The 22,644-nt window shown below is 73.4% G+C and carries 25 protein-coding genes; 7 read left to right on the top strand and 18 right to left on the bottom strand.

Features of this window, described 5'->3' with window-relative positions:
• Window positions 1–62: 62 nt before the first annotated feature.
• The 3 genes from ACIPK4_RS03935 to sigE form a co-directional block, all read right to left on the bottom strand.
• Window positions 63–1,235: a S1C family serine protease gene (locus ACIPK4_RS03935; RefSeq protein ID WP_402309119.1), complete on the bottom strand. Its 1,173-nt coding sequence runs from the start codon at window positions 1,233–1,235 to the stop codon at window positions 63–65.
• Between the two features lie 724 nt (window positions 1,236–1,959).
• Window positions 1,960–2,580, bottom strand: a complete 621-nt coding sequence (locus ACIPK4_RS03930) for a zf-HC2 domain-containing protein (protein WP_402309118.1) — start codon at window positions 2,578–2,580, stop codon at window positions 1,960–1,962.
• A complete protein-coding gene (sigE, locus tag ACIPK4_RS03925) occupies window positions 2,577–3,347 on the bottom strand; it encodes an RNA polymerase sigma factor SigE (protein ID WP_376192910.1) in 771 nt (256 codons plus the stop codon). The genes ACIPK4_RS03930 and sigE overlap by 4 nt, the downstream gene beginning before the upstream one ends.
• Before the next feature lie 216 nt (window positions 3,348–3,563).
• Here sigE and ACIPK4_RS03920 point away from each other — a divergent pair, with 216 nt between their 5' ends.
• Window positions 3,564–4,226: an O-methyltransferase gene (locus tag ACIPK4_RS03920; protein ID WP_054227355.1), complete on the top strand. Its 663-nt coding sequence runs from the start codon at window positions 3,564–3,566 to the stop codon at window positions 4,224–4,226.
• A 139-nt stretch (window positions 4,227–4,365) separates the two neighbouring features.
• Here the strand turns inward: ACIPK4_RS03920 and ACIPK4_RS03915 are convergent, their stop codons facing one another.
• Window positions 4,366–4,533 carry a DUF3117 domain-containing protein gene (locus tag ACIPK4_RS03915; RefSeq protein WP_003966491.1) on the bottom strand — a complete coding sequence of 56 codons (168 nt, stop codon included), beginning with the start codon at window positions 4,531–4,533 and terminating at the stop codon, window positions 4,366–4,368.
• 333 nt (window positions 4,534–4,866) lie between these two features.
• On the opposite strand from ACIPK4_RS03915, the gene ACIPK4_RS03910 reads away from it, so the two are divergent.
• On the top strand, window positions 4,867–5,670 hold the full coding sequence (locus ACIPK4_RS03910; RefSeq protein ID WP_402309117.1) for an enoyl-CoA hydratase/isomerase family protein: 804 nt from the start codon (window positions 4,867–4,869) through the stop codon (window positions 5,668–5,670).
• A 34-nt stretch (window positions 5,671–5,704) separates the two neighbouring features.
• Here the strand turns inward: ACIPK4_RS03910 and ACIPK4_RS03905 are convergent, their stop codons facing one another.
• Together ACIPK4_RS03905 and ACIPK4_RS03900 are read right to left on the bottom strand one after the other, a co-directional pair.
• Window positions 5,705–6,280: a DNA-3-methyladenine glycosylase I gene (locus tag ACIPK4_RS03905; protein ID WP_054227353.1), complete on the bottom strand. Its 576-nt coding sequence runs from the start codon at window positions 6,278–6,280 to the stop codon at window positions 5,705–5,707.
• Window positions 6,277–6,630 carry a DivIVA domain-containing protein gene (locus tag ACIPK4_RS03900; RefSeq protein ID WP_402309701.1) on the bottom strand — a complete coding sequence of 118 codons (354 nt, stop codon included), beginning with the start codon at window positions 6,628–6,630 and terminating at the stop codon, window positions 6,277–6,279. The genes ACIPK4_RS03905 and ACIPK4_RS03900 overlap by 4 nt, the downstream gene beginning before the upstream one ends.
• A gap of 82 nt (window positions 6,631–6,712) precedes the next feature.
• Here ACIPK4_RS03900 and folP point away from each other — a divergent pair, with 82 nt between their 5' ends.
• Window positions 6,713–7,573: a dihydropteroate synthase gene (gene folP / locus ACIPK4_RS03895; protein ID WP_054227351.1), complete on the top strand. Its 861-nt coding sequence runs from the start codon at window positions 6,713–6,715 to the stop codon at window positions 7,571–7,573.
• Between the two features lie 49 nt (window positions 7,574–7,622).
• Here folP and ACIPK4_RS03890 read toward each other — a convergent pair whose 3' ends face one another.
• Window positions 7,623–8,381, bottom strand: a complete 759-nt coding sequence (locus ACIPK4_RS03890; protein ID WP_402309116.1) for a TIGR00730 family Rossman fold protein — start codon at window positions 8,379–8,381, stop codon at window positions 7,623–7,625.
• 64 nt (window positions 8,382–8,445) lie between these two features.
• Window positions 8,446–9,525: a succinyl-diaminopimelate desuccinylase gene (gene dapE / locus ACIPK4_RS03885; RefSeq protein WP_402309115.1), complete on the bottom strand. Its 1,080-nt coding sequence runs from the start codon at window positions 9,523–9,525 to the stop codon at window positions 8,446–8,448.
• A gap of 77 nt (window positions 9,526–9,602) precedes the next feature.
• On the opposite strand from dapE, the gene ACIPK4_RS03880 reads away from it, so the two are divergent.
• The gene (locus ACIPK4_RS03880; RefSeq protein WP_402309699.1) at window positions 9,603–10,568 is read left to right on the top strand and encodes a hypothetical protein; all 966 of its coding nucleotides are present in this window, start codon (window positions 9,603–9,605) and stop codon (window positions 10,566–10,568) included.
• Between the two features lie 235 nt (window positions 10,569–10,803).
• Entirely contained in the window at window positions 10,804–11,199 is a 396-nt protein-coding gene (locus tag ACIPK4_RS03875; RefSeq protein ID WP_402309114.1) for an ATP-binding protein, read from the top strand.
• A 199-nt stretch (window positions 11,200–11,398) separates the two neighbouring features.
• Here ACIPK4_RS03875 and dapC read toward each other — a convergent pair whose 3' ends face one another.
• Window positions 11,399–12,493: a succinyldiaminopimelate transaminase gene (gene dapC, locus ACIPK4_RS03870; protein ID WP_402309112.1), complete on the bottom strand. Its 1,095-nt coding sequence runs from the start codon at window positions 12,491–12,493 to the stop codon at window positions 11,399–11,401.
• 146 nt (window positions 12,494–12,639) lie between these two features.
• Entirely contained in the window at window positions 12,640–12,966 is a 327-nt protein-coding gene (fdxA, locus tag ACIPK4_RS03865; RefSeq protein WP_030291119.1) for a ferredoxin, read from the bottom strand.
• Between the two features lie 117 nt (window positions 12,967–13,083).
• Between fdxA and ACIPK4_RS03860 the strand changes: the two genes are divergently transcribed.
• Window positions 13,084–14,094, top strand: coding sequence for a GNAT family N-acetyltransferase (locus ACIPK4_RS03860; RefSeq protein ID WP_376192922.1), 1,011 nt, complete (start codon window positions 13,084–13,086; stop codon window positions 14,092–14,094).
• A complete protein-coding gene (locus ACIPK4_RS03855) occupies window positions 14,091–14,882 on the top strand; it encodes a transglutaminase-like domain-containing protein (protein WP_402309109.1) in 792 nt (263 codons plus the stop codon). The genes ACIPK4_RS03860 and ACIPK4_RS03855 overlap by 4 nt, the downstream gene beginning before the upstream one ends.
• A gap of 50 nt (window positions 14,883–14,932) precedes the next feature.
• Here the strand turns inward: ACIPK4_RS03855 and ACIPK4_RS03850 are convergent, their stop codons facing one another.
• The 8 genes from ACIPK4_RS03850 to ACIPK4_RS03815 all read right to left on the bottom strand — a co-directional run bounded on the left by ACIPK4_RS03850 (window position 14,933) and on the right by ACIPK4_RS03815 (window position 22,299).
• Window positions 14,933–15,550 (bottom strand): response regulator transcription factor, encoded by a 618-nt coding sequence (locus ACIPK4_RS03850; RefSeq protein ID WP_054227343.1) that lies wholly within the window; start codon window positions 15,548–15,550, stop codon window positions 14,933–14,935.
• Window positions 15,547–16,674: a sensor histidine kinase gene (locus ACIPK4_RS03845; RefSeq protein ID WP_402309697.1), complete on the bottom strand. Its 1,128-nt coding sequence runs from the start codon at window positions 16,672–16,674 to the stop codon at window positions 15,547–15,549. The genes ACIPK4_RS03850 and ACIPK4_RS03845 overlap by 4 nt, the downstream gene beginning before the upstream one ends.
• Before the next feature lie 83 nt (window positions 16,675–16,757).
• Window positions 16,758–17,498, bottom strand: coding sequence for an ABC transporter permease (locus tag ACIPK4_RS03840; RefSeq protein ID WP_054227342.1), 741 nt, complete (start codon window positions 17,496–17,498; stop codon window positions 16,758–16,760).
• Entirely contained in the window at window positions 17,495–18,451 is a 957-nt protein-coding gene (locus ACIPK4_RS03835; RefSeq protein ID WP_402309107.1) for an ABC transporter ATP-binding protein, read from the bottom strand. The genes ACIPK4_RS03840 and ACIPK4_RS03835 overlap by 4 nt, the downstream gene beginning before the upstream one ends.
• Window positions 18,452–18,615: 164 nt before the next feature.
• A complete protein-coding gene (locus ACIPK4_RS03830; protein WP_402309105.1) occupies window positions 18,616–20,439 on the bottom strand; it encodes a hypothetical protein in 1,824 nt (607 codons plus the stop codon).
• 358 nt (window positions 20,440–20,797) lie between these two features.
• A complete protein-coding gene (locus ACIPK4_RS03825) occupies window positions 20,798–21,181 on the bottom strand; it encodes a DUF6113 family protein (RefSeq protein WP_054226017.1) in 384 nt (127 codons plus the stop codon).
• Window positions 21,178–22,074, bottom strand: a complete 897-nt coding sequence (mshB, locus tag ACIPK4_RS03820; RefSeq protein ID WP_402309103.1) for an N-acetyl-1-D-myo-inositol-2-amino-2-deoxy-alpha-D-glucopyranoside deacetylase — start codon at window positions 22,072–22,074, stop codon at window positions 21,178–21,180. The genes ACIPK4_RS03825 and mshB overlap by 4 nt, the downstream gene beginning before the upstream one ends.
• 30 nt (window positions 22,075–22,104) lie before the next feature.
• On the bottom strand, window positions 22,105–22,299 hold the full coding sequence (locus ACIPK4_RS03815; protein ID WP_030153401.1) for a hypothetical protein: 195 nt from the start codon (window positions 22,297–22,299) through the stop codon (window positions 22,105–22,107).
• Window positions 22,300–22,644: the final 345 nt, after the last annotated feature.

The following is a 22,644-nucleotide window of genomic DNA, read 5'->3' as shown; positions in this document are numbered from 1 at the left end:
TACCCGGCGTTGTCGGCGGGCCCATACATCGGTGCCGCACCAGCCGCGGATTCTCCGGATGGTCATGATCCGTTCGCCGAACCGAGGACGAGTTCCAGGGTGCGTTCGCGGCCGTCGCGCAGCACGGTCAGGGTGAGCGGGTCGCCCGGCCGGTGGGACCGGATCTTGATGACGAGTTCGTCGCCCCCGTGCACGCGGACGCCGTCCACCTTGGTGATCACGTCACCGCCCTGGATCCCGGCCCGGGCGCCGGGGCCACCGGGGGCGACGGCGGGCTTGCCGCCCTCCCCCTTGGCGGCCACGCGGGCGCCGTCGCCCGTGTACTCCATGTCGAGGGTGACGCCGATGACGGGGTGGGTGGCGTGGCCGGTGCGGATCAGCTCCTCGGCGACGCGCTTGCCCTGGTTGACCGGGATGGCGAAGCCGAGCCCGATGCTGCCGCTCTGCTTCGTGCGCTCGTCGCCGTCACCGCCCGCGTCGGCTCCCCGGATGGCGCTGTTGATGCCGATCACTCGGGCCTTGGCGTCGAGGAGCGGGCCACCGGAGTTGCCGGGGTTGATGGGGGCGTCGGTCTGGAGGGCGTCGACGTAGCTGATGTCGCTGCCGTCGCCCTTGTCGCCGCCGGCGGTGATGGGCCGTCCGGTGGCGCTGATGATGCCGGCGGTGACGGTGTTGGAGAGGTCGAACGGCGCGCCGATGGCCACGACCGGGTCGCCGACCTTCACGTTCTCGGAGTTCCCGAGGGAGAGCGGCTTGAGGCCCCGTACGCCCTCGACCTTGACCACGGCCAGGTCGTAGCCGCCGTCCCGGCCGACCAGCTCGGCGGAGACGCTCTCGCCCGTGCTGAAGGTGACCGTTATGTCCTGGGCGTCGGACACGACGTGGTTGTTGGTGAGGATGTGGCCCTGCGGGTCGAGGACGAACCCGGTACCGGTGCCGCTGCCGCTGCTGCCGCGGACATGGAGGGTGACGACGCCGGGCAGCGCGGTGGCGGCGATCCCGGCCACGCTGTCGGGGGCGCGGCCCTTGCTCTCGACGGCGGCCTGGGGCAGTTCGAGGCGGGTGCTGCTCTGCCGTTCGGCGAGGACGCCGAGCCAGCCGCCGACGCCGCCTGCGAGCAGGGCGATGCCGAGGCCGAGCGCGACGGCATGGCGCAGCCGGACCGCTGCGCCGCCCGGCGCCTTCCCCTGGTCGGCGACCTGCAGCGGCTGCTCCCCCCAGGGGTCGTACCGCACCCCACTCACCGCGGACCCCGACTCGGGCGACGGCGGCGCGGACTCAGCCGACGGCTGCGCGGGCTCGGGCGCCGGGGCGGACTCGGGCGCCGGGTGGGAAACCGCACCGGGAGTCTCCGATCCGGGACCGGTCGCAGGGCCCGGAGTCGACTCCGGTGCCTGCGGGGCGGCATCGGCCGCCTGTCCAGCCGCGCCCCCCGCCGACGGAACGTCGTCGGGCGCCAGGGCGGCAGCCGGCCCGGGCGACTGCGGGGCAGGCTCGGGCGCCGAGGCCGGCCCGGGCGACGGCGGGGCGGGTTCGGGCACCGGGCCGGGCTCGGGCGCCGGGGCGGGCTCCAGCGCCGGTGGCGCGGGCTCGGGCGCCGGGGCGGGCGCCGGCTCAGGCGACGGCGGCGCGGCCTCGGGCGCCGGGGCGGGCGCCGGCTCAGGCGACGGCGGGCCGGGCTCAGCCCCCGGGGCGGCAGTCGGCTCGGGCGACAGCGGCGCGGGCTCGGGCGCCGGGGCGGCAGTCGGCTCGGGCGACAGCGGCGCGGGCTCGGGCGCCGGGGTCGGCGCCGGGGTCGGCCGGGCCGCCGGGGCGGGGGCCGACGGGCCGGTCGTGGCGGGCTGCTGCTGGTCGGCCATGGGCGCTCCCCCGAGGTACCTGTGGCACCGCCGGGCGGCGCATCTGCCGCAGATTCAACCAGGTCCCCCGGGGCCCGGGCCGCCCGGGCCCGGGACCGCGTCAGCGGGTCAGCGAGACCGGCCGGGGCGACGGGGTGAGCGACGGGGAGGCCGGCGGCAGGGGTCCCATGGGACGCGGGCCGGCGACGAACCCCGGACCGGGCGCCCGGTCCCGGACCACCGCGTCGGCCACGGACACCGCCGGGCCGGGCCGGGACGCCGGGGCCTCGCCCCGCACGTTCGGGTCGAGGTTGTCGACCGGCAGCGAGCCGCCCAGCGCGATCGCGGCCAGCGACACCGCTCCGGCCGCCACGAACGCGAAGCGCCGGCGCGGCCGCCCCACCTCGTGTATGCGGAAGCTCTGCTGCGGCGGGGTGGTCGGAGCCACGTACCCGAAGAGCTCCGCCCCCGGCGGAGCCGGCGGGCGCGGCGACCCGTCGGGGCCGTCGCCCGGCAGCCCCTGCAACCGGGCCAGCAGCCCGGCCGACAACGGCGGCGGCGCGCTCTCGACGAACAGGCTCTTCACGCGGCGCTGTGCATCGGCCTCGGCCTTGCACTTGGCACAGGTGGCCAGGTGCGCCAGGACCCGCTCGCGTGCGTCGTGGTTCAGTTCCCCGTCGACCAGGGCGGCAAGCCGGTCGCCCAGGTGCTGTTCGGCAGGAGAGGGACTGACTCCGCTCACTCGGCTCCGCCCTCTCCCCCGGCGCCCGGCGCGCCCACCGCCGCTCCCGCCAGCGCCCGCTGCTCCGCACGGGCCTCGGGGGACCGGTGCTTGAGCGCCTTGCGCAGGTGCGAACGGCCTCGGTGGATACGGCTGCGCACGGTGCCGAGCTTCACGCCCAGCGTCGCGGCGATCTCCTCGTACGACAGGCCCTCGATGTCGCACAGCACCACGGCCGCACGGAACTCGGGGGCGAGGGTGTCCAGCGCCTGCTGGACGTCCGCGTCGAAGTGGGTGTCGTGGAGGACCTGCTGCGGGGACGGCTCACGGCTCGGCAGCCGCTCCGCGGCGTCGTCGCCGAGCGCGTCGAAGCGGATCCGCTGCTTGCGGCGGACCATGTCGAGGAACAGGTTCGTGGTGATCCGGTGCAGCCAGCCCTCGAACGTGCCCGGGGTGTAGGTGGAGAGCGAGCGGAAGACGCGGACGAAGACCTCCTGCGTGAGGTCCTCGGCGTCGTGCTGGTTGCCCGTCAGACGATAGGCAAGGCGGTAGACCCGCGCACTGTGCGTGCTGACGATCTCCTCCCATGAAGGAGGGGTCCACGCCTGGGTGCCCGCATCGTCGGCAAAGGTCGCGGTGGCAGCGGTGTGGAAGCGGTCAGCAATGTTGGTCACGGATTTCGGCTCACCCGCCGACCAGAAGAGGCGTCTGAATACGCCTCCACGATCCACAGGCGCAGCCGCACCTCCCCTATCGGCTCTGGTGGTGTCCAGTGGAGTCCCTACCATAGCCACCCCTCCCGTCAGCTCCGGATAAGCGTTTTTGCAGTAACTTTGCACGTGCCTGTGGCTCGCCGGGCCGTCGATCTGCCCGGTGCCGTCCCCATCTATCCCGGCTGCGCCCCGCCCTTACGCCCCTTTTGCCTCGCTGGGTCTTTCCGCCGCCGTTTTCTTCAACGTGCGGTCCCATCTGCGGGTTCCCGACGTCAGCGGATACAGTCACCGTTGCGCCAACTATGGGGACAGGAGAGGGTCATTACCGGCAACCGGCAGACGAGCTGGGCGTTCGCCGACGCGTTTGTCGCCGAGGACGACGCTCTGCGGTGGGCCCGCGACCGGGCCAGGGAAGCGGGCCTGCGCTCCGTCTCCCCGGGCACCGGCGCCGCGCTGCGCCTGCTCGCCGCCACCGCGGACGCCAAGGCGGTCGCCGAGATCGGCACCGGCACCGGCGTCTCCGGCATCCACCTCCTCCACGGCATGCGCCCCGACGGGGTGCTGACCACCGTGGACCCCGAGGCCGACCGGCAGGCCTTCGCCCGCCAGGCCTTCCGCGCCGCCGGCTTCGCGGGAAACCGCGCCCGGTTCATCCCCGGCCGGGCACTCGACGTACTCCCCCGGCTCGCCGACGGCGGATACGACCTCGTGTTCTGCGACGGCGACCCGACCGAATCCCTCGACTACCTCGCCGAATCGTTGCGCCTGCTGCGGCCCGGCGGGCTCGTGTGCTTCGAAGGGGTCTTCTCGGACGGCCGGACCGTCGATTCGGGGGCGCAGCAGACGGAGGTCCTGCGCGTGCGGGAGCTGCTGCGCAGCGTCCGCGAGAGCCCGGCGCTCGAGGCGGCCCTGCTGCCGGTCGGCGACGGCCTGCTGTGCGCGGTCCGGCGCTGACGGTTGCGGTTCCGGTTGCGGCGCCCGTCCGGGCAGATCGCCGGCCGGGCCCGGAAAACAACACCGCCCCGGCCGCAGGGAGCGGACGGGGCAGCGCAGAGAATGCTGAGAATGCAGATGGTGCGGTGCTGCCGACTGGTTAGCCGACGACCTTCTTCAGGGCGTCACCCAGGGCGTCCGCCTCGTCCGGAGTCAGCTCGACGACGAGCCGACCGCCGCCCTCGAGCGGTACGCGCATGACGATGCCCCGCCCCTCCTTGGTGACCTCGAGCGGGCCGTCGCCCGTCCGCGGCTTCATGGCCGCCATGCTCGTTCCCCTTCCTGAAACCAGCTCATCGTCAGCCGACGGCCCCATTCAGGCGCCTGGAACCCGGCATCGAACACATTGCTTCTTGGCCATTATCCCGCATGTCAGGACCCGATGACCAACATCGGCAGGGAACGCTTGCGCAACGCGCTCGGCCAAAACCACTCATTTCGGGGACGTGCCTGCGATACTGCGCCGCCGCACCCGGCGTCCGCCCTCCGCTTTCTTTGACGCACATCACATGCCTGCGGACGGTCCGGTCCGCCATGCTGGCCCTTGCACCGGCCGGTACCGGCCGGTAGCCAAGCCCGCGACGAAGGGGGACCCCCTGCCATGGCCGACAGCGTGCTCTACGAAGTGACCGACGGACTGGCCACGATCACGATCAACCGGCCCGACGCCATGAACGCGATGAACACCGAGGCCAAGGTCGCGCTGCGCGACGCGGTCCAGTCGGCGGCCGCGGATCCGGCCGTCCGGGCGGTGCTGCTGACCGCGGCCGGGAACCGGGCGTTCTGCGTCGGCCAGGACCTCAAGGAGCACATCGGGAACCTGGCGGCGGACCGTGAGAACGGGTCCTCGCTGACGATGAGCACGGTCGCGGACCACTACAACCCGATCGTGCGCGCCCTGACCGAGATGCCCAAGCCGGTGGTGGCGGGCGTCAACGGCGTCGCGGCCGGAGCGGGCTTCGGCTTCGCACTGGCGGCGGACTTCCGGGTGGTCGCCGACACGGCGTCCTTCAACACCTCCTTCGCGGGGGTGGCCCTCACCGCGGACTCGGGCGTCTCCTGGACCCTGCCCCGCCTGATCGGCGCGTCGCGCGCCTCCGACCTGCTGCTCTTCCCCCGCTCGGTGAAGGCGCAGGAGGCGTACGAGCTCGGCATCGTGAACCGCCTGGTGCCCTCCGACTCCCTGCACGCGGAGGCCGAGGCCGTCGCCCGCGCCCTGGCGGCCGGCCCGACGGTGGCCTACGCCGCGCTGAAGGAGTCCCTGGCCTACGGGGCGTCCCACTCGCTGACGGAGGCCCTGGCCCACGAGGACACGCTGCAGGCCCGCGCCGGCGCCTCCGCGGACCACGCGATCGCCGTCGAGGCCTTCCTCGCCAAGCAGCCGCCGAAGTACCTGGGCCGCTAGGCCCTGTCGGGCCCGCCCGCCGTCCCCCCGCCGCTCAGGCGGGGGTACGGGCGACGCAGGGGGCCAGGTGGTCGTTGACCAGCCCGCAGGCCTGCATCAGCGCGTAGGCGGTGGTGGGGCCGACGAAGCGGATCCCGGCCTTCTTCAGGGCCTTGGACAGAGCCGTGGACTCGGGCGTCACCGCCGGGACCTCGGAGATCGTCGCGGGGGCCGGCCGGCCCGGCTCCGGGGCGTGCGACCAGATCAGCTCGTCCAGTTCGCCCGGTTCCCACTCCGCGAGGACCTTCGCGTTGGCGAGCGTGGCCTCGATCTTGGCCCGGTTGCGGATGATCCCCTCGTCGGCGAGCAGCCGCTGCGCGTCGGCCGGTCCGAACGCGGCGACCTCGGCGATCACGAAGTTCGAGAAGGCGGTACGGAACCCCTCCCGGCGCCGCAGGATCGTCAGCCAGGACAGCCCCGACTGGAAGGCCTCCAGGCACAGCCGCTCGTACAGGGCGTCGTCCCCGTGCACGGCGCGGCCCCACTCCGTGTCGTGGTAGGTGATGTAGTCCTCGGTGGCCAGCGCCCAGGGGCAGCGCAGGCCCCCGTCCGGGCCGGCGATCGCCGTCACTGCTGCTCCTCGCCCTTGTGCAGGTCGACCGTCGCGCCGGTCGCCTGCGCGCGGGCGTGCGCGGCCGCGGCCGTGAGCTCCGCGATCCGTGCGTCGCGCTCGGTGAGCTCCGCCGCGAGCCGCTCCAGTACGTCGTCCACCTCGGCCATGCGGTAGCCGCGCGGGGCGACCGGCAGCCGCAGCGCGTCGATGTCGGCCCGTACGACCGGGCGGCTCTCCGGAAGCGCGTCGGCCACCCGGTCCGGCTCCGCCTCGGGCAGCACCGCCTCGGAACCGCCGCCCACCACGGCCAGGGTGACCGCCGCGACGACCACGACCAGCGCGATCAGCAAGAACCAGAACACGAGCAACTCCCTGAGAGACATCGGGCCACCGGCCACCAGGTTAAGGTCGCAGCGAGGCGCGAGGGCCGCCGGAGGAGGAAAGAACGGGATGCTGCGACTGGGCAGGCGCGAGTTCGACACCCACGAGCCGGTGATCATGGCCATCGTGAACCGGACGCCGGACTCCTTCTACGACCAGGGAGCGACGTTCCGCGACGAGCCCGCGCTGGACCGGGTCGAGCAGGCGGTCGCCGAGGGCGCCGCGATCATCGACATCGGCGGGGTCAAGGCGGGTCCGGGCGAGCACGTGGACGCGGCCGAGGAGGCCCGGCGCACGGTCGGCTTCGTGGCCGAGGTGCGGCGCCGCCACCCGGACGTGGTGATCAGCGTCGATACCTGGCGGCACGAGGTCGGCGAGGCGGTCTGCGAAGCCGGGGCCGATCTGCTGAACGACGCCTGGGGCGGGGTGGACCCGAAGCTCGCGGAGGTCGCGGCGCGCCACGGCGCGGGTCTGGTCTGCACGCATGCGGGCGGGGTCGAACCGCGCACCCGGCCGCACCGGACCACGTACGACGACGTGATGGCGGACATCCTGCGGGTCACGGTGGGGCTGGCCGAACGCGCGGCCGCGCTGGGCGTCCGCCGGGACGCGATCATGATCGACCCGGGCCACGACTTCGGGAAGAACACCCGCCACTCGCTGGAGGCCACCCGCCGGCTGGGCGAGATGACGGACACGGGCTGGCCGGTGCTGGTCTCGCTGTCCAACAAGGACTTCGTCGGGGAGACCCTCGACAAGCCGGTCAAGGAGCGCCTGTTGGGCACGTTGGCCACGACGGCGGTCTCGGCATGGCTGGGCGCCCAGGTCTACCGCGTCCACGAGGTCGCCGAGACCAGGCAGGTGCTGGACATGGTCCGCTCCATCCAGGGCCACCGCCCCCCGGCGGCGACCCGGCGCGGCCTGGCGTGAGCGGTGCCCCCGGCGGTGGGCCGCCGGGGGCTCCGGGGGTGCGGGCCGGCTACTTGCCGACCTCCTTGGTCACCAGCGCGATCGCCTCGTCCACGTCGTCCGTGACGTGGAACAGGTAGAGGTCGCGCTCCGAGGCCTTGCCCTGCGCGATCACCGTGTTCTTCAGCCAGTCGACGAGCCCGGACCAGTACTCCGACCCGAACAGCACGATCGGGAACCGGGTGATCTTCTGGGTCTGGACCAGGGTCAGCGCCTCGAACAGCTCGTCCAGCGTGCCGAGTCCGCCCGGCAGGACCACGAAGCCCTGGCTGTACTTCACGAACATCGTCTTGCGGACGAAGAAGTACCGGAAGTTCAGCCCGAGGTCCACGTGCTGGTTGAGCCCCTGCTCGAACGGCAGCTCGATGCCCAGGCCCACGGAGATGCCGTTGGCCTCCCGGGCGCCCTTGTTGGCCGCCTCCATCGCTCCCGGGCCGCCGCCCGTGATGACCGCGAAGCCCGCCTCGACGAGCGCGCCGCCGATCCGCACGCCGGCCTCGTACTCCGGCGACCCGGCGGGCGTACGCGCCGAGCCGAACACGCTGATCGCCGGCGGCAGCTCGGCCAGCGTGCCGAAGCCCTCGATGAACTCGGACTGGATGCGCAGGACCCGCCAGGGATCGGTGTGCACCCATTCGGAAGGCCCGGCCGAATCCAGCAGCCGCTGGTCCGTCGTACTGCCCGCCTGCACCTGGCCCCGCCTGCGCAGCACCGGCCCGAGCTGCTGCTCCACGGGCCGACGACGAGCGTTGCCTTCGGGGTTGCCCATGATGTGCTCCCTCCTGCTGATCGTTGGATCAGGGTAGGCGCACAAAGGTGACGGGAAGCGGAATTCAGGAGGTCAGCCAGGCGCGGAGTCGTTCCTCGCAGTGGAGGATCGCCTTGGTCTCGACGCGCTCGTCGACCTTGTGGGCCAGCAGGGCGTCGCCCGGGCCGTAGTTCACCGCCGGGACGCCGAGGGCGCTGAAGCGGGAGACGTCCGTCCAGCCGAACTTCGGCATCGCGCGGCCGCCGACCGCCTCCATGAACGCGGCCGCGGCCGGGTGGGAGAGACCGGGGAGGGCGCCGCCGGAGAAGTCGTCGATCACGAACTCGTCGACGCCGCAGTCCGCGAAGACCTCACGGACGTGGGCGATCGCGTCGTCCATGCTGCGGTCCGGGGCGAAGCGGAAGTTGACCGTCACGGTGCAGGCGTCGGGGATGACGTTGTTGGCGACACCGCCCTCGATGCGGACGGCGTTCAGGCCCTCGTGGTACTCCAGGCCGTCGATGACGGGCTTGCGGGGTGCGTACGCCGCGAGTTTGGCGAGAATCGGGGCCGCCGCGTGGATGGCGTTGGACCCCATCCAGCTGCGCGCGGAGTGGGCGCGCTCGCCGGAGGTGCGCAGCAGGACGCGCAGGGTGCCCTGGCAGCCGCCCTCGACCTCGGCGTTCGACGGTTCCAGCAGGACCGCGAAGTCGCCGGTCAGCCAGTCGGGGTGGGCCTCGGCGACCTTGCCCAGGCCGTTGAGGTCGGCGGCGACCTCCTCCTGGTCGTAGAAGACGAAGGTGAGGTCGCGGTTGGGCTCGGGTACGGTCGCGGCGATGCGCAGCTGCACGGCGACGCCGGACTTCATGTCGGTCGTTCCGCAGCCCCACAGGACGTCGTTCTCGTCGAGGCGGGACGGCACGTTGTCGGCGATCGGCACCGTGTCCAGGTGGCCGGCGAGCACGACGCGCTCGGGCCTGCCGAGGTGCGTGCGGGCCACGACGTTGTTGCCGTACCGGTCGACCGTGAGGTGCGGGAGGGCGCGCAGCGCCTGCTCCACCAGGTCGGCGAGGACCTTTTCGTCGCCGCTCACGGACGGGATGTCGACGAGCCGGGCGGTCAGCTCGGCGGCGTCCAGGGTGAGGTCCAGCTCGGATTCGGACATGGCTCTGACCCTAACGCCCCGGGCTGCGACGAACCTCCCACGTCCGGCCGGTGGACGCGTCGCGTGGCTCAAGTACGGTGGGCGGCGTGTCCCAGAGCGATCACCTCCGCCCTCGCCGCCGCCGACCGCTGCTCAAGGTCGCCGGTGCGTTCGTTCTGCTCGCGCTGATCGGCTACGGCGCCGCGCAGTACGACTCGACGAACGGCAGCGGCGGCGCTCCGCACTGCACGGCCAGCCTGCGGACGGGCGAGCAGGCGGTCGACATGACCCCCGAGCAGGCGGCCAACGCGGCGACGATAGCGGCGGTCGGCGTGGCCAAGGGCCTGCCGGACCGGGCCGTGACCATCGCGCTGGCGACCGCGATGCAGGAGTCGATGCTGCGCAACCTCGACCACGGCGACCGGGATTCGCTGGGCCTGTTCCAGCAGCGGCCCTCGCAGGGCTGGGGCACTCCGCAGCAGATCATGGACCCGGTGTACTCGGCCGGGATCTTCTACGACCGGCTCGCGGCGATCAAGGGGTACTCGCGGCTCCCGCTCACGGAGGCGGCGCAGCAGGTGCAGCTGAGCGGTTTCCCCCAGGCGTACGCGAAGCACGAGCCGGACGCGACCGTCCTGACGGCCGCCTTCGCCGGTGACGGCGAGCTGATGTGCGGCGGGCCCGCTCCGACGGCGCCGGGCGACCCGGAGAAGGTGCGCACGGAGCTCACCCGGATCTTCGCGAAGGACAAGATGCACTCCGCGCCGGCGGGCCCGAACCGGGCGGCGGAGGCGGGCCGGGCGGTGAAGGAGGCCGAGGTGACCTTCGTGGAGAAGCGGGACGGCGGCGCGTCCGCGGCGCGCGGCAGCAAGGCGATGGCGGGCTGGGCAGTGGCCAACGCGCACGGGATGGGCATCGCGCGGGTGTCGTACGACCGGGCGGGCTGGATAGCCGGCCAGGCCAAGGGCAAGTGGCAGCCGGCGGGCGCAGCCGGCGGGAAGTCCGCCCCCGGGGATCCCTATGAGGCGAAGCAGGACGAGGTACGGATCTTCGTCGCGCGCTGAACCGGCCCGCGCGACCGGTCGCCCGTACGAGGCGTCCCCCGTGCGGGCGGGACCCGGTGGGCGTCCCGATCCGCCTCCGGAGGGACGGAACCCCTGGTCGGCGCGCATTCGTGGGCTTGTCGCGGAAGCCGATTAAACGATGCGTTACTGATCCTTTACCCGGTGCCTGCGCAACTCCACCCGCCCCCTGAGCGGTTGTACACGGTGTACTCAGCCGCTACCGCTTAGGAGCATCATGTCCCTCCCCCTGACCCGCCGGATCGCCCGTACCGCGCTGCTGCTCGCAGCCGGGGCAGCTCCCGTGGTCGGTGCGGCCGGCGCGGCCAGCGCCGCGGGCCTGGAGTCCGTGCCGCAGCTGGGCGCGCTCACCAGCCCGGACGCCGCCGGCACCGCGGGCGACGTGGTCGGCACCGGCGAAGCCGCCGCCACCACCGCGACGGGCACCGCCACGGACACCGCCGCCAAGGCCGTACCCGGCGCCCCCGCCCAGGTCACCGACACCGCGGGCGCGCTGCTCGGCGGGCTCCCGGCGGCCAAGGGCCTGCCGACGGGCGGGCTGCCGACCGGCGAGCTGGCCGGCTCGGTCCCCACCCAGGCGCTGCCGCTGGGCGGCCTCCCCCTGGGCGGCTGACCCGCCTCGGGCAGAGCGCCGAGCAGAATGCCGAGGGGCCGGGAGCGCGAACTCCCGGCCCCTCGGGCTGCGTACGGGGTGCGTACGGGCTGCCCGGCGGCCTCGTACGGGGTGCGTACGGGCTGCCCGGCGGCCTCGTACGGGGTGCGTACGGGCTGCCCGGCGGCCTCGTACGGGGTGCGTACGGACCGGTACCGGATCAGGCGAGGCGCTTGACCGCCGCGTCGACGCGCTCGTCCGTCGCCGTGAACGCGACGCGGACGAAGCGCGCGCCCGCCTCGCCGTAGAAGTCGCCCGGCGCGACCAGGACGCCCAGCTCGGCGAGGTGGGCGACCGTGTCCCAGCAGGGCTCGTCCCGGGTCACCCACAGGTACAGGCTGGCCTCGCTGTGCTCGACCCGGAAACCGTGCGCCTCCAGGGCGGAGCGCAGGGCCTCGCGCCGTGCGGCGTAGCGCCCGCGCTGCTCCGCGACGTGCACGTCGTCGCCGAGCGCGGCGACCGTGGCCGCCTGCACGGGGGCCGGGGTCATCATGCCGCCGTGCTTGCGGATCTCCAGCAGTTCGCCGAGCACCTCGGCGTCACCGGCGATGAACGCCGCCCGGTAGCCGGCCAGGTTCGAGCGCTTGGAGAGGGAGTGGACGGCGACGACGCCCTCGTACGAGCCGCCGCAGACGTCGTCGTGCAGGACGGAGACGGGCTCGGCCTCCCAGCCCAGCTCCAGGTAGCACTCGTCGCTGAAGAGCAGGATGCCGTGCTCGCGCGCCCAGGCCACGATCCGGACCAGGTCCTCCTTCGGGATGACCTTCCCGGTCGGGTTGGACGGGGAGTTGAGCCACAGCAGCTTGACGCCGGCCGGGTCGAGCTCGGTCGGGTCGTCGTAGACGACGGCCTCGGCGCCGCACAGCCGCGCGCCGACCTCGTACGTGGGGTAGGCGAGACGGGGGTAGGCGACCTTGTCCCCGGCGCCCAGGCCCAGCTGGGTCGGCAGCCAGGCCACCAGCTCCTTGGAGCCGACGACCGGCAGGACGTTGCGGTGTCCGGCGGCGCTCGCGCCGAGGCGGCCCTTCAGCCAGCCGGTGATCGCGTCGCGCAGGGCGGCGGTGCCCCACACCGTGGGGTAGCCCGGGGAGTCGGCGGCCGCGACGAGGGCGTCCTGGATCAGCTGCGGGACCGGGTCCACGGGCGTGCCGACGGACAGGTCGACGATGCCGTCGGGGTGGGCCGCCGCCGTCTTCTTGTACGGCTCCAGCTTGTCCCAGGGGAAGGCGGGAAGACGTGCGGATACTGCGGCCACGGTGGTCTCTGCTCTCTACTGGTGCTGGACGTACTGGATGTCCCGGTGGGCGCACCGGGTGGACGTGCCGGGAAATGCCTCGGTCCCGCGCGGCACGGGGGCCGTACGGGACCGGGGCACGCGTTCCGCCGTGGGGGCGGTGGCCGTCAGTGGCCTTCACCCATGGGCGGCAGCGCGGCGATGAAGGGGTGGTCGCGCTCGATCAGGCCCAGCTTGGAGGCGCCACCGGGCGAACCGAGCTCGTCGAAGAACTCGACGTTCGCCTTGTAGTAGTCCTTCCACTCCTCCGGAGTGTCGTCCTCGTAGAAGATGGCCTCGACCGGGCAGACCGGCTCACACGCACCACAGTCGACGCACTCGTCCGGGTGGATGTACAAGGACCGCTGGCCCTCGTAGATGCAGTCGACGGGGCACTCTTCGATGCATGCCTTGTCCTTGACGTCGACACAAGGCTCCGCGATGACGTAGGTCACGCTCTCGTTCCTCCTCGGTAGGGCTTTCCATATCGCGCGGGAGCGCGGCGTCGTCGATGCCCACGCCTAGTATCTCCGTTCCCGGGCACGATCCGAACAGGAGGGGCGGACAGAGCTGTGGAAATCACTGCCGGCGGGCTGCTGGAGATCCGTATCACCCCGGCTGACGTGGGTAAACGAGTCTCTGTACGACGGGTGGAGAGCGCGGCGGACGAAGCGCCGTCGTTCACTGACACGGTAGGGGTTCTCACATCCTGGGACCAAGGTGTGCTGACGATCACACGAAAGAGCGGTGAGTCCGTCCACATCGCGGAATCGGCGCTGGTGGCGGGCAAGGTCGTGCCCCCGGCTCCGGCCCGGCGGAGGGGTCCCGCGGCCTCTTTCGAGGAGCTGGCGCGGATCGGGGCGCGGGCCTGGCAGCCGCTGGAGAGCGAGCCGCTGGGCGGGTGGACGCTGCGGGCCGCCGCCGGCTTCACCCGGCGGGCCAACTCCGTGCTGCCGCTCGGCGACCCGGGGGTCCCGCTGGACGATGCACTCGCCCGGGTGACCTCCTGGTACGCGGAACGTGAGCTTCCGGCATATGTGCAGACGGCGACGGGGGCGGCCGGCACCCAGGAGCTGCTGGGCGCCGAGCTGGAGCGCCGGGGCTGGGTGAACGAGGTGTCGGCGCAGGTCCGGATCGCGGCGCTGGCGCCGATCGCGGACGTGGACACCCCGGCGAGCGCCTCCGAGGTGCGGCTGACCCGCGCCCCGGACGAGGAGTGGCTCGGGATGTACGGGCGGGTCAAGGACCCGGAGGTGGCCCGGCGGGTGCTGGTGGCGGGGCCGTCGGTGTGGTTCGCGACGCTGCCCGGACGGGCGATCGGGCGGCTGGTCGTGGACGGCCGCTGGGCCGGCTTCGCCGCGGTCGAGGTCGACCCGGGCCAGCGGCGCGCGGGCCTGGGCACGGCGGTGATGGCCGTGCTGGCCCGGCGGGCGCTGGAGGAGGGTGCGTCGGCGGCCTGGCTCCAGGTGGAGGCGGACAACGCGGGGGCGCTCGCCCTGTACGACGGCCTGGGCTTCGCGACGCACCACGCGTACCACCACTTCCGCTCCGGGGCGGCGCGGACCGCGGAGGCGGGGCGATGAGCGCGCAGTCCCGCGAGCGGTTCGCGGAGGAAGCCCGCTCGGAGCGGCCGGACCTGGCGCTGCTGTGCCTGCTGCTCGCCGCGGAGGCGGACCCGGATCTGGACGAACGGGCCATGGACTGGGCGCAGATCGAACTGGACCGGCTGGCCGGGATGCTGCCGTACGGACTGCGCAGCGCCAAGGCGTGGGCCTCGGCGGTGACGGAGCTGCTGGGCGGCCGGATGGGCTTCCACGGCACCCCGGCCGACTACGACCGGCTGTCGTCCTCGCTGCTGCACGAGGTGCTGCGGCGCCGCCGGGGCCTGCCGATCCTCCTGTCCGTCGTGTGGCTGGAGGTGGCGCGGCGCGCGGGCGCGCCGGTGTACGGGCTGGGGCTGCCGGGGCACTTCGTGGTGGGCTTCGGCGAGCCGGAGGAAGGCCTGGTGGTGGACCCGTTCGCCGGGGGCGCCTCGCTGGGCGCGGGGCCGGCGGAACTGGCCGCCGGGCCGCGTACGCCCGCCCGGACGCGGGACATCGTGCTGCGGATCCTGAACAACATCCGGGCGTGGGCCTCGGCCCGTCCCGAGCAGTCGGGGGTGGCGCTGTGGGCGCTGGACCTGTCGCTGCTGCTGCCCTCCCACCCGGCGTCGCTGCGGTACGAGCGGGCGAAGCTCCTGGTCGAGCGGGGGGAGTTCGTGTCCGGGGCGACGGAGCTGGAGTCGTACGCGGTGGTCGTCGACGCGATCGACCCCGGGGCGGCGGCGCGGGTCCGCAGTGAGGCCACGGCGGCCCGGGCCCTCCTGAACTGACCCCGCCCGGTCGCCCCCCCTGCCCGCCCGGAGCGGCGGGCAGGGGTGGGTCAGAGCCAGCCCTTTTCGCGGGCCACGCGGATGGCCTCGGCCCGGTTCCGGGAGGCCAGTTTCTGGATCGCCGTCGAGAGGTAGTTGCGGACGGTGCCCTGGGACAGGTGGAGGAGGGCCGCCAGTTCGGCGTTGGTCGCGCCGTCCTCGGCCGCCCGCAGGACCTCCCGTTCCCGGTCGGTCAGCGGGTTCGCGCCCTCCGCCAGGGCCGCCGCCGCCAGCGTGGGGTCGATGACGCGCTCCCCCGTCAGGACCTTGCGCACCGCCTCCGCCAGCTGCGCCGCCGGGGCGTCCTTGACCAGGAACGCCGAGGCCCCCGCCTCCATCGCGCCGCGCAGGTAGCCGGGACGGCCGAAGGTCGTCAGGACGACGATCTTCAGGTCCGGGAGCGCGTCCCGCAGGGCGGCCGCCGCCTCGATGCCCGTCATGCCCGGCATCTCGATGTCGAGCAGCGCGACGTTCACGTCGTGCGCCCGCGCGGCCGCCAGCACCTCGTCACCGCGGGCGACCTGGGCCAGCACCTCGATGTCCGGCTCCAGTCCCAGGAGGGCCGCGAGGGCTTCGCGGACCATGGACTGGTCCTCCGCCAGGAGGATCCGGATGGGAAGTGCGCTCATGATCCCGATCCTAGGGGGACGCGGGCCAGCATGCGGAAGCCCTTCTTTCCGTTGGATCCGGCCGACAGCGTCCCGCCCACCGCCTCCAGGCGTTCCGTGAGCCCCGTCAGGCCGTTGCCGGCCACCGCGGGTCCGCCCCCGCCGTCGTCGGTCACCGACAGTTCCACGACCCGTCCCGCCAGGGTCTGGAGCGTCTCCAGCCGGACGGTGCACCGCTGCGCCCCGCTGTGCCGGACCACGTTCGTCACCCCTTCCCGCAGCGACCAGGCCAGGGCCGACTCCACCTCTTCGGGGAGGGCCTCCACCGGCTCCGCCGGCAGGTCGGCGCGTACGCCCGCAGCGGTCAGCGCGGTCCGGGCGCCCGCCAGTTCGCCGGGCAGGGTCGGCCGCCGGTAGCCGCTCACGGCCTCCCGCACGTCGACCAGCGCCTGCCGGCTGACCTGTTCGATGTCGGCGACCTGCTGGGCGGCCTGCTCGGGGCTGCCGGGCAGCATCCGCCCGGCCAGCTCGCTCTTGAGCGTGATCAGGGACAGCGAGTGCCCGAGGAGGTCGTGCAGGTCGCGGGCCATCCGCAGGCGTTCCTCGTTGGCGGCGAGCTGTGCCACCGTGGCGCGCGCCTCGCGCAGTTCCACCGTCGTCCGGATCATGGCGCGGATGCCGACCATCGCGAACCCGCCCATCAGGGCCGGGATCACCAGTCCGGCGAGGTACTCGTCCCCGCCCGGCACCGCGAGCGCCGTGACCGCGAGCAGGGCGGTGGCACCGGGCACCGTGAAGCGGGAGATCTCCGCCGGCAGCGCGGCTCCGGAGGAGATGGACACGTACACGAACAGGACGAGCCACTCGCGGCCCAGACACAGCGACAGGACCGTGGCCTGCGCGGAGAGCACCGCCACCGAGAGCAGTACGCGCCGCACGTGGTCCTGGCGGGCGGTGCGGAAGACCAGGACCAGGTACCAGGCGACGAAGGTCACGAGGCCCAGGACGCCGAGCAGCCGGGCCCCGAGACTGTGGCCGCCGCTGACCAGGTCGGTGACGGGGGCGCTGAGGTAGAACAGCCAGAGGCCGATCCACAGCGACTTCACGGCCTTCTGCCGGCGGTTCTCGGGGCGGAGCCCGATCATGGGTCCGCCCTTGATCACCGAAGTGCCGGTCCCGGTCGTCGGCCCGGCGCCATCCGTCGTACCCGTCATGCTCGTCACACCCGTCATGCCTTCAGCGAGTCCTTGCGGTACAGCCAGGCGGCGGCACCGGTGAACAGTACGAAGTACACGGCCAGGATCGCCACGTCCCGCAGGTGCGGTGCGCCTCCCAGCTCGATCGCCTGGCCCAGGCCCGTGTACGCCCGCGTCGGCAGCCACTCGCTGATGTCCTGCAGCCAGTGCGGGAAGTTGGCGGTCGGCATCCACAGGCCGCCGAGGATCGACAGGCCGAAGTAGAACAGCATCGTGATCGGGCGGACGGTGTCCCCGCTCGCGAGGTAGCCGATCGCCACGCCGAGGGCGGCGAAGACCAGACTGCCGGCCCAGATGGCCACGGTCAGGGCCAGCCACTGCCAGACCTCGAACCGCACGCCCTTGACGCCCGCGGCGACGGCGAACACGACGACGATGGCGGGCAGCGACAGCACGCCGGCGCTGGCGGTCTTGCCCAGGACGTAGCCGCGGCCCGGCAGGGCGGTCAGCCGCAGCTGGCGGACCCAGCCCTTCTCGCGCTCCTTGGCGATGCGCTCGCTGTTGCCCATCAGGACGGCCGTCAGCGCGCCGAACGAGGCCATGGAGACCATGTAGAAGGCGGGCATGGTCAGTTCGGTGCCCATGACCTTCGTGGTGCCGTCCAGGGTGCCGCCGAGCATCAGGAACAACGCGGCCGGGTACAGGACGGTGAAGAACAGGTACTTCTTGTTGCGCAGGGCGCGGCTGATCTCGAGCTTGACGAGCTGGTTCACGAGTGGGCCTCCTCGGCCTCGGTGAGGGCGATGAAGGCCTGTTCCAGGCCCAGGCCGGCGACTTCCAGGTTCCGGGGGTAGAGCCCCAGCGCGTACACGGCGTGGACGGTGGCGTCGGCGTCGCGCGACTGCAGCCTGACGGTGTCGCCGTGGCGCTCGTAGGCCGTCAGGTGCGGCAGCGCGCGCAGCTCCGCCTCGTCGGCCGGGGCGTCCGGGGCGAGGTCGAAGGCGATCCGGCGGGCTCCGGCCTTGGCCTTGATCTCGGCGGCGCTGCCGTCGGCGAGGAGGCGTCCCTTGTTGAGGACGAGGACGCGGTCGGCGATCGCGTCGGCCTCCTCCAGGTAGTGGGTGGCGAACAGTACCGTGCGGCCCTGGGCGGCCTGCTCCCGCATCGTGGCCCAGAAGGCCTGGCGGGCGGTGACGTCCATGCCGGTCGTCGGCTCGTCGAGGACGATCAGGTCGTTGCCGCCGGCGGTGGCGAGGGCGAACCGGACGCGCTGCTCCTGGCCCCCGGAGAGCTTGTTGACCATGCGGTCGGCGATCTCGCTGATCCCGGCGCGGCCGAGCACCTCGTCGACCGGGTAGCGGCGCGGGTGCAGGGCGCAGCCGAGGGCGACGACCTCCCGTACGGTGACGTCCTCCATCAGGCCGCCGCTCTGGAGCATGGCGCCGACCCGGCCGGCCGCGATGGCCTCGCGCGGGGTAGTGCCGAAGAGCCGGACGCTGCCGGAGTCGGCGGGGCGCAGGCCCAGCAGCAGGTCGAGGGTGGAGGACTTGCCGGCACCGTTGGGGCCGAGCAGGGCGACGGTCTCGCCGGGGTGGAGTTCGAGGGAGAGGCCGTCGACGGCGCGCACCGCACCGTAGCTCTTGGTCACGTTCTGGAAGGCCACCACGGGGCCGGCACCGGGTCCGGTGTCCTGCACGGCGGTGGTGTGCGCCGAGGTCGTCGTCATGCCCGAAGACTCCCCCGGACGGGGGCGTCGGCGGCAGTGTCTGCCGTCGTGACTGGTGGATGACAGATGTCATGTGCCCGGCATGACCGTCCCGCGGCCGGGGCCGGCCGCGGGTGCGCCGGAGCCCCCGCCCGGGGCCGGACGGGGGCTCGGGCCGCCAGCCGCTAGCCGGCGTTGGTGTCGATGGTGACGGTCCGGTCGGCCGGGGTCTTGCCGCGCAGGGCCTTGCGGAGGGCGCCGACGACGTCCTGCGGGGTGACGGCGGTCTTCTCGCCGGTTCCGCGCATGATCAGGACGCCGTCGAAGGCGTTCCCGTACGTGGCCTTGAGCGCTTCCAGGTCGTACTTCTCCGTCAGGTGCCCGTCCACCAGCTGCATGCTGAGGATCTTGGGGAGGGACTTGGCGCCGAAGGCGAGGGATTTGCCGCCCGCCTTGACGGTGGCGTTGCCGGACATCGCGGGCTCGGCGAACTCCTTCATGGCCCGGTTCAGTTCGGCCTGGTCCACGACGGGGTTCTTGGTGGTGACGGGGAGTTCGACCGGGGCGGCCTTGCCGGTGGCGACCATCTCGCGGAAGGCCTTGGTGACCAGGTCCGCGGAGGCGCCCGGGTCCAGGGTGGTGCCGGCCTTGCCGGGTACGGCGACGGCCTTGCCGGTGTCGAAGGTGATGGTGCCCTCGGTGACGGTGCCGGCGGTTCCGGCCAGCTCCTGGAGCGCGACCTGGAGCTTCTCGTCGTCGACGGGCAGAACGGGGTCGGCCACGCGCTGGTTGCCGAGCAGCGAGCCGATGACCGTGACGGGGTTGTAGTCGCTGCCCGCCGCGTTGCGGACGGTGGTCTGGGCGTCCAGGCTCAGACCGGCCTTCTCGGGCTTGAGCTCGACCTGCTTGCCGCCGACGGTGAGCGTGAGCGGGGACGCGGCCCGGTTGCCGAACGCCGCCTGGAGCTTGCCGACGGCGTCGTCGCGGCTGCCGCTGATGTCGACGCCGAGGACCGTGGTGCCCTTGGGGACGTCGGAGTGGTTGAGGAGCAGCCCGGCGCCGTAGGCCACTCCGAACAGGGCGAACAGGCCGCTGCCGAGGAGGACCAGCTTGGAGCGGCCCTTCTTGCTCTTGGGCTGCGCCGCGGAGGCCGGCTTCGGGCGCGCGGGGGCGGCCGGTGCCGGGGCGGGGACCGGCGTGGGGACCGGGCCCGGCGCGGGAGCCGGGAACGGGTCGTCCAGCTCGGGCCCGGGCCAACGGGGCGACTCGGCGCCCACGGGAACGCTGCCGAGCGCGGGGCCGCCGGTGGGGCCCGCCGGGGCTCCGGAGCCGCCGGGGCCCGCGGGGCCGCCGTACGCGGGGAACGCCTCGGTGCTGGGTCCGCCGTCGTCGTAGCCGGGCATGACCGGGGTCGTGCCGACGCCGGGGCCGCCGGGCCGCCGCGCGGCGAGGGGGGCGTCCGGGCCCGGACCGGGACCGCCCATGCCGTGGCCGGGACCGGCCGGACCGGGTGCCGGGGCGAAGCCGTGGGCGGGCGTGTCGTGGCCGGGGCCGGCGGGGGCGCCCGTACCGAAGCCCGAGGGGCCGGGGGCACTCGGCGCGAAGCCGGCGCCCGGGCCGGGCGCCGCCGGGGTGCGGATGGGCAGCGCGGGGGCGGAGCCGGCCGGGGTGCGGGTGGGCAGCGCGGGCGCCGGGCCCCCTGCGGCCGGGGTGCGGGTGGGCAGCGCCGCGGCCGGGGCGGGCGCGGGCGCGGGCGCCGGGGCGGGCGACTTGCGGGGGGCGAACCAGTTGCTGGTCGGCTCCTCCGGCTCCGCGGCGGGCGCGGGCTCCGCCACCGGCTGCTCGGCGGCGGCCTCCGCCTCGGGCTCAGTGTCGGCGGCCGCGACCGGCTTGCGCACGACCACCGGCGGGATCGGCCGCGAACCCGGGATGTTGATCCGGATCCGGGTCGTCAGGGTGGTCTCGGTCTTCGGCCCGTCGGTGTCGGGCGTGGACGGGTTCGAGGTCACAGGGTTCTCCTCCGAGGCAGTCACCGCGCCGGGCCCAGGCGGCACAGGCAAGGACGGGTTCCGGCCGTTTCCGTACGGCGGCGTACCCGAGGGGTAGGCGGTTCCACCGCGCCCCTGGGGCCCGGAGGACGAACTGTCGGTTTCACGACTCAAGGCAGGTTCTCCCGGTTGGCTCCGCCGCCCGCGTGCCGTGCGCGGGCAGCTCGGCGGCCCGACCACCATACTGGCCGACGCCCTCGCGCAACTGTCCTAGGGGAATCAGGGGTTCCCCTTCGCCCCCTCCGCCTCCCTTCCGGGCAGCCCGCGGGCCCGGTCCCAACGCCCGTGAAGACACACCGCGACCGAGTTCAACACCACGTCACTTGCCGGACTGCGCGGCCGAAACCGATCCTTCGAACGGACCGCGGAGCGTGGCGCACATCACAGCCAGCACCGTCCCGCCCAAAAGGTAGGCGTACATGCCGATTCCGGACGAACCGAGCAGGAAGTCCCCCTCGGGGCGCGGAACGCCGAGCACCACGTAGGCGAGGAACCAGCCGATCGCCCCGGCGCCCACCCCGAGCCCGCTCCCGACGGCGATCCGGCCGCCGAGGAAGAGCCCGAAGAGCGCCAGCAGCGCCAGCAGCAGTCCGCCGGGGAACCACAGGTCCACGACGAGCCAGCCGGCCGCGCCGGTCAGCGCGCCGAGGACCAACAGGGCGAGCAGGACGGCGATCCGCACGGGGTTCAGGGATGCGGTCATGCCCGCACCCCCGCGAAGAGGTCGTGCTCGCGCTCGCCCGCCGGGGCGCCGGGACGGCCCTCGACCAGTTCGTAGTACTCATGGGCGAACAGCGGCTGCGCGAGGTCGTTGGAGAGCGCGAAGAACGGCCCGTCCACGGCGATCTGGGTGGCGTGGGCGCGCATCGCGGCCGCCTTGGCCGCCACGGCCGCCTCGTCGGCGGCGATCTCGGCGGTGATCCGGTCGTCGGCGACGACCCCGGGCACGTCGTCCGGCGAAGCCACCCCGGGGAAGGGCGTCTTGGGGGCCGCCTCCGCCAGCCGGGCGAAGCCCTCCTCGACCACCGACCGCGGGACCCGGTTCCAGTAGATCTTCTCGGTCCGCCACGGGTCGCCGAGGTCCCGGCGGTACGTGGGCTCCGCGGCCAGTTCCGCACCGCGCATCGCGACCCGGTGGGCCTGGATGTGGTCCGGGTGCCCGTAGCCGCCGTCCGGGTCGTAGGTGACGAGCACCTGCGGGCGCACCTCCCGGATCACCTCGACCAGATGGGCCGCGGCCTCGTCCACGCCGGCCGACCAGAAGGAGCCGGGGCGCCGGTTCTGCTCGGCGCCCATCATCCCGGAGTCCCGGAAACGGCCGGGACCACCGAGGAACCGGTGGTCGGTGACGCCCAGTTCGGCCATGGCGGCGGCGAGCTCGCCGATGCGGTGGGCGCCGAGGGTGTCGTCGCGGTCGGGCGCCAGGTGGGCGAGCTCGGGCGGGATGACCTCGCCCTCCTCACCGAGGGTGCAGGTCACGAGCGTGACGTGGGCACCCTCGGCCGCGTACTTGGCCATGGTGACGCCGTTGTTGATCGACTCGTCGTCCGGGTGTGCGTGCACGAGGAGCAGACGACGGGCGGGAAGACCGTTCATGGGGCAAGACTACGAGCCGACGGCCTCGTCCTACAGCTTGAGGCCACTGATCATGCTGGCCACGTTGGTGGTCAGCTGGCTGAGCGTCGGGGCGATGGTCGAACTCGCCAGGTAGAAACCGAGGAGCACACAGACAGCGGCGTGTCCCGCCTTCAGGCCCGACCGGCGGACCAGCAGGAAGACGACGATCGCCAGCAGCACCACGGCCGAGATCGAGAGTGCCACGGCGTTTCACCTCCACGTCGAGCGGACATCGGTACGCGTACTCGTACTCAGTGCTCGGCGGAGTCATACCCACCGTGCGCTACGGATCATAACTATCCGTACCAGCGCATCGATCGAATTCCGGCAGCACGAGGGGCGCATGCCGCGCATGCGCAGGGTCACGGGGAGGCCGGCCGGGGAGGCCGTACGCCCTCCCCGGCCGGCTGTCGGCACCCGCACGGCCGCACGGGACCCAGGCTGCACGGCCCAGATCTCGGGACAGATACGGTCAAGTTGCCTCGATGTAAAGCGTGTTGGCGGGAAGGCAACCCTAACGGAGCGAATCCACGCGGGGTGGCTTGTTTT

Origin of the sequence: Streptomyces sp. NPDC086989 (assembly GCF_044745505.1) — a bacterium.
In the GTDB taxonomy this organism is placed as follows: Bacteria; Actinomycetota; Actinomycetes; order Streptomycetales; family Streptomycetaceae; genus Streptomyces.
The sequence above is the reverse complement of the archived record's forward strand: the minus strand, read 5'-3'. Positions and strand labels throughout refer to the sequence as shown.

Bases quoted from the DNA above. Each gene is read 5' to 3' on its own strand.
- ACIPK4_RS03890 (WP_402309116.1), bottom strand. From the start codon at position 8,381: ATGGGCAACCCCGAAGGCAACGCTCGTCGTCGGCCCGTGGAGCAGCAG.
- ACIPK4_RS03915 (WP_003966491.1), bottom strand. From the start codon at position 4,533: ATGGCGGCCATGAAGCCGCGGACGGGCGACGGCCCGCTCGAGGTCACC.
- folP (WP_054227351.1), top strand. From the start codon at position 6,713: ATGCTGCGACTGGGCAGGCGCGAGTTCGACACCCACGAGCCGGTGATC.
- ACIPK4_RS03845 (WP_402309697.1), bottom strand. From the start codon at position 16,674: ATGATCGGGCTCCGCCCCGAGAACCGCCGGCAGAAGGCCGTGAAGTCG.
- ACIPK4_RS03910 (WP_402309117.1), top strand. From the start codon at position 4,867: ATGGCCGACAGCGTGCTCTACGAAGTGACCGACGGACTGGCCACGATC.
- ACIPK4_RS03835 (WP_402309107.1), bottom strand. From the start codon at position 18,451: ATGACGACGACCTCGGCGCACACCACCGCCGTGCAGGACACCGGACCC.
- mshB (WP_402309103.1), bottom strand. From the start codon at position 22,074: ATGAACGGTCTTCCCGCCCGTCGTCTGCTCCTCGTGCACGCACACCCG.
- ACIPK4_RS03825 (WP_054226017.1), bottom strand. From the start codon at position 21,181: ATGACCGCATCCCTGAACCCCGTGCGGATCGCCGTCCTGCTCGCCCTG.
- dapE (WP_402309115.1), bottom strand. From the start codon at position 9,525: ATGTCCGAATCCGAGCTGGACCTCACCCTGGACGCCGCCGAGCTGACC.
- ACIPK4_RS03855 (WP_402309109.1), top strand. From the start codon at position 14,091: ATGAGCGCGCAGTCCCGCGAGCGGTTCGCGGAGGAAGCCCGCTCGGAG.
- ACIPK4_RS03850 (WP_054227343.1), bottom strand. From the start codon at position 15,550: ATGAGCGCACTTCCCATCCGGATCCTCCTGGCGGAGGACCAGTCCATG.
- ACIPK4_RS03875 (WP_402309114.1), top strand. From the start codon at position 10,804: ATGTCCCTCCCCCTGACCCGCCGGATCGCCCGTACCGCGCTGCTGCTC.
- sigE (WP_376192910.1), bottom strand. From the start codon at position 3,347: ATGGTAGGGACTCCACTGGACACCACCAGAGCCGATAGGGGAGGTGCG.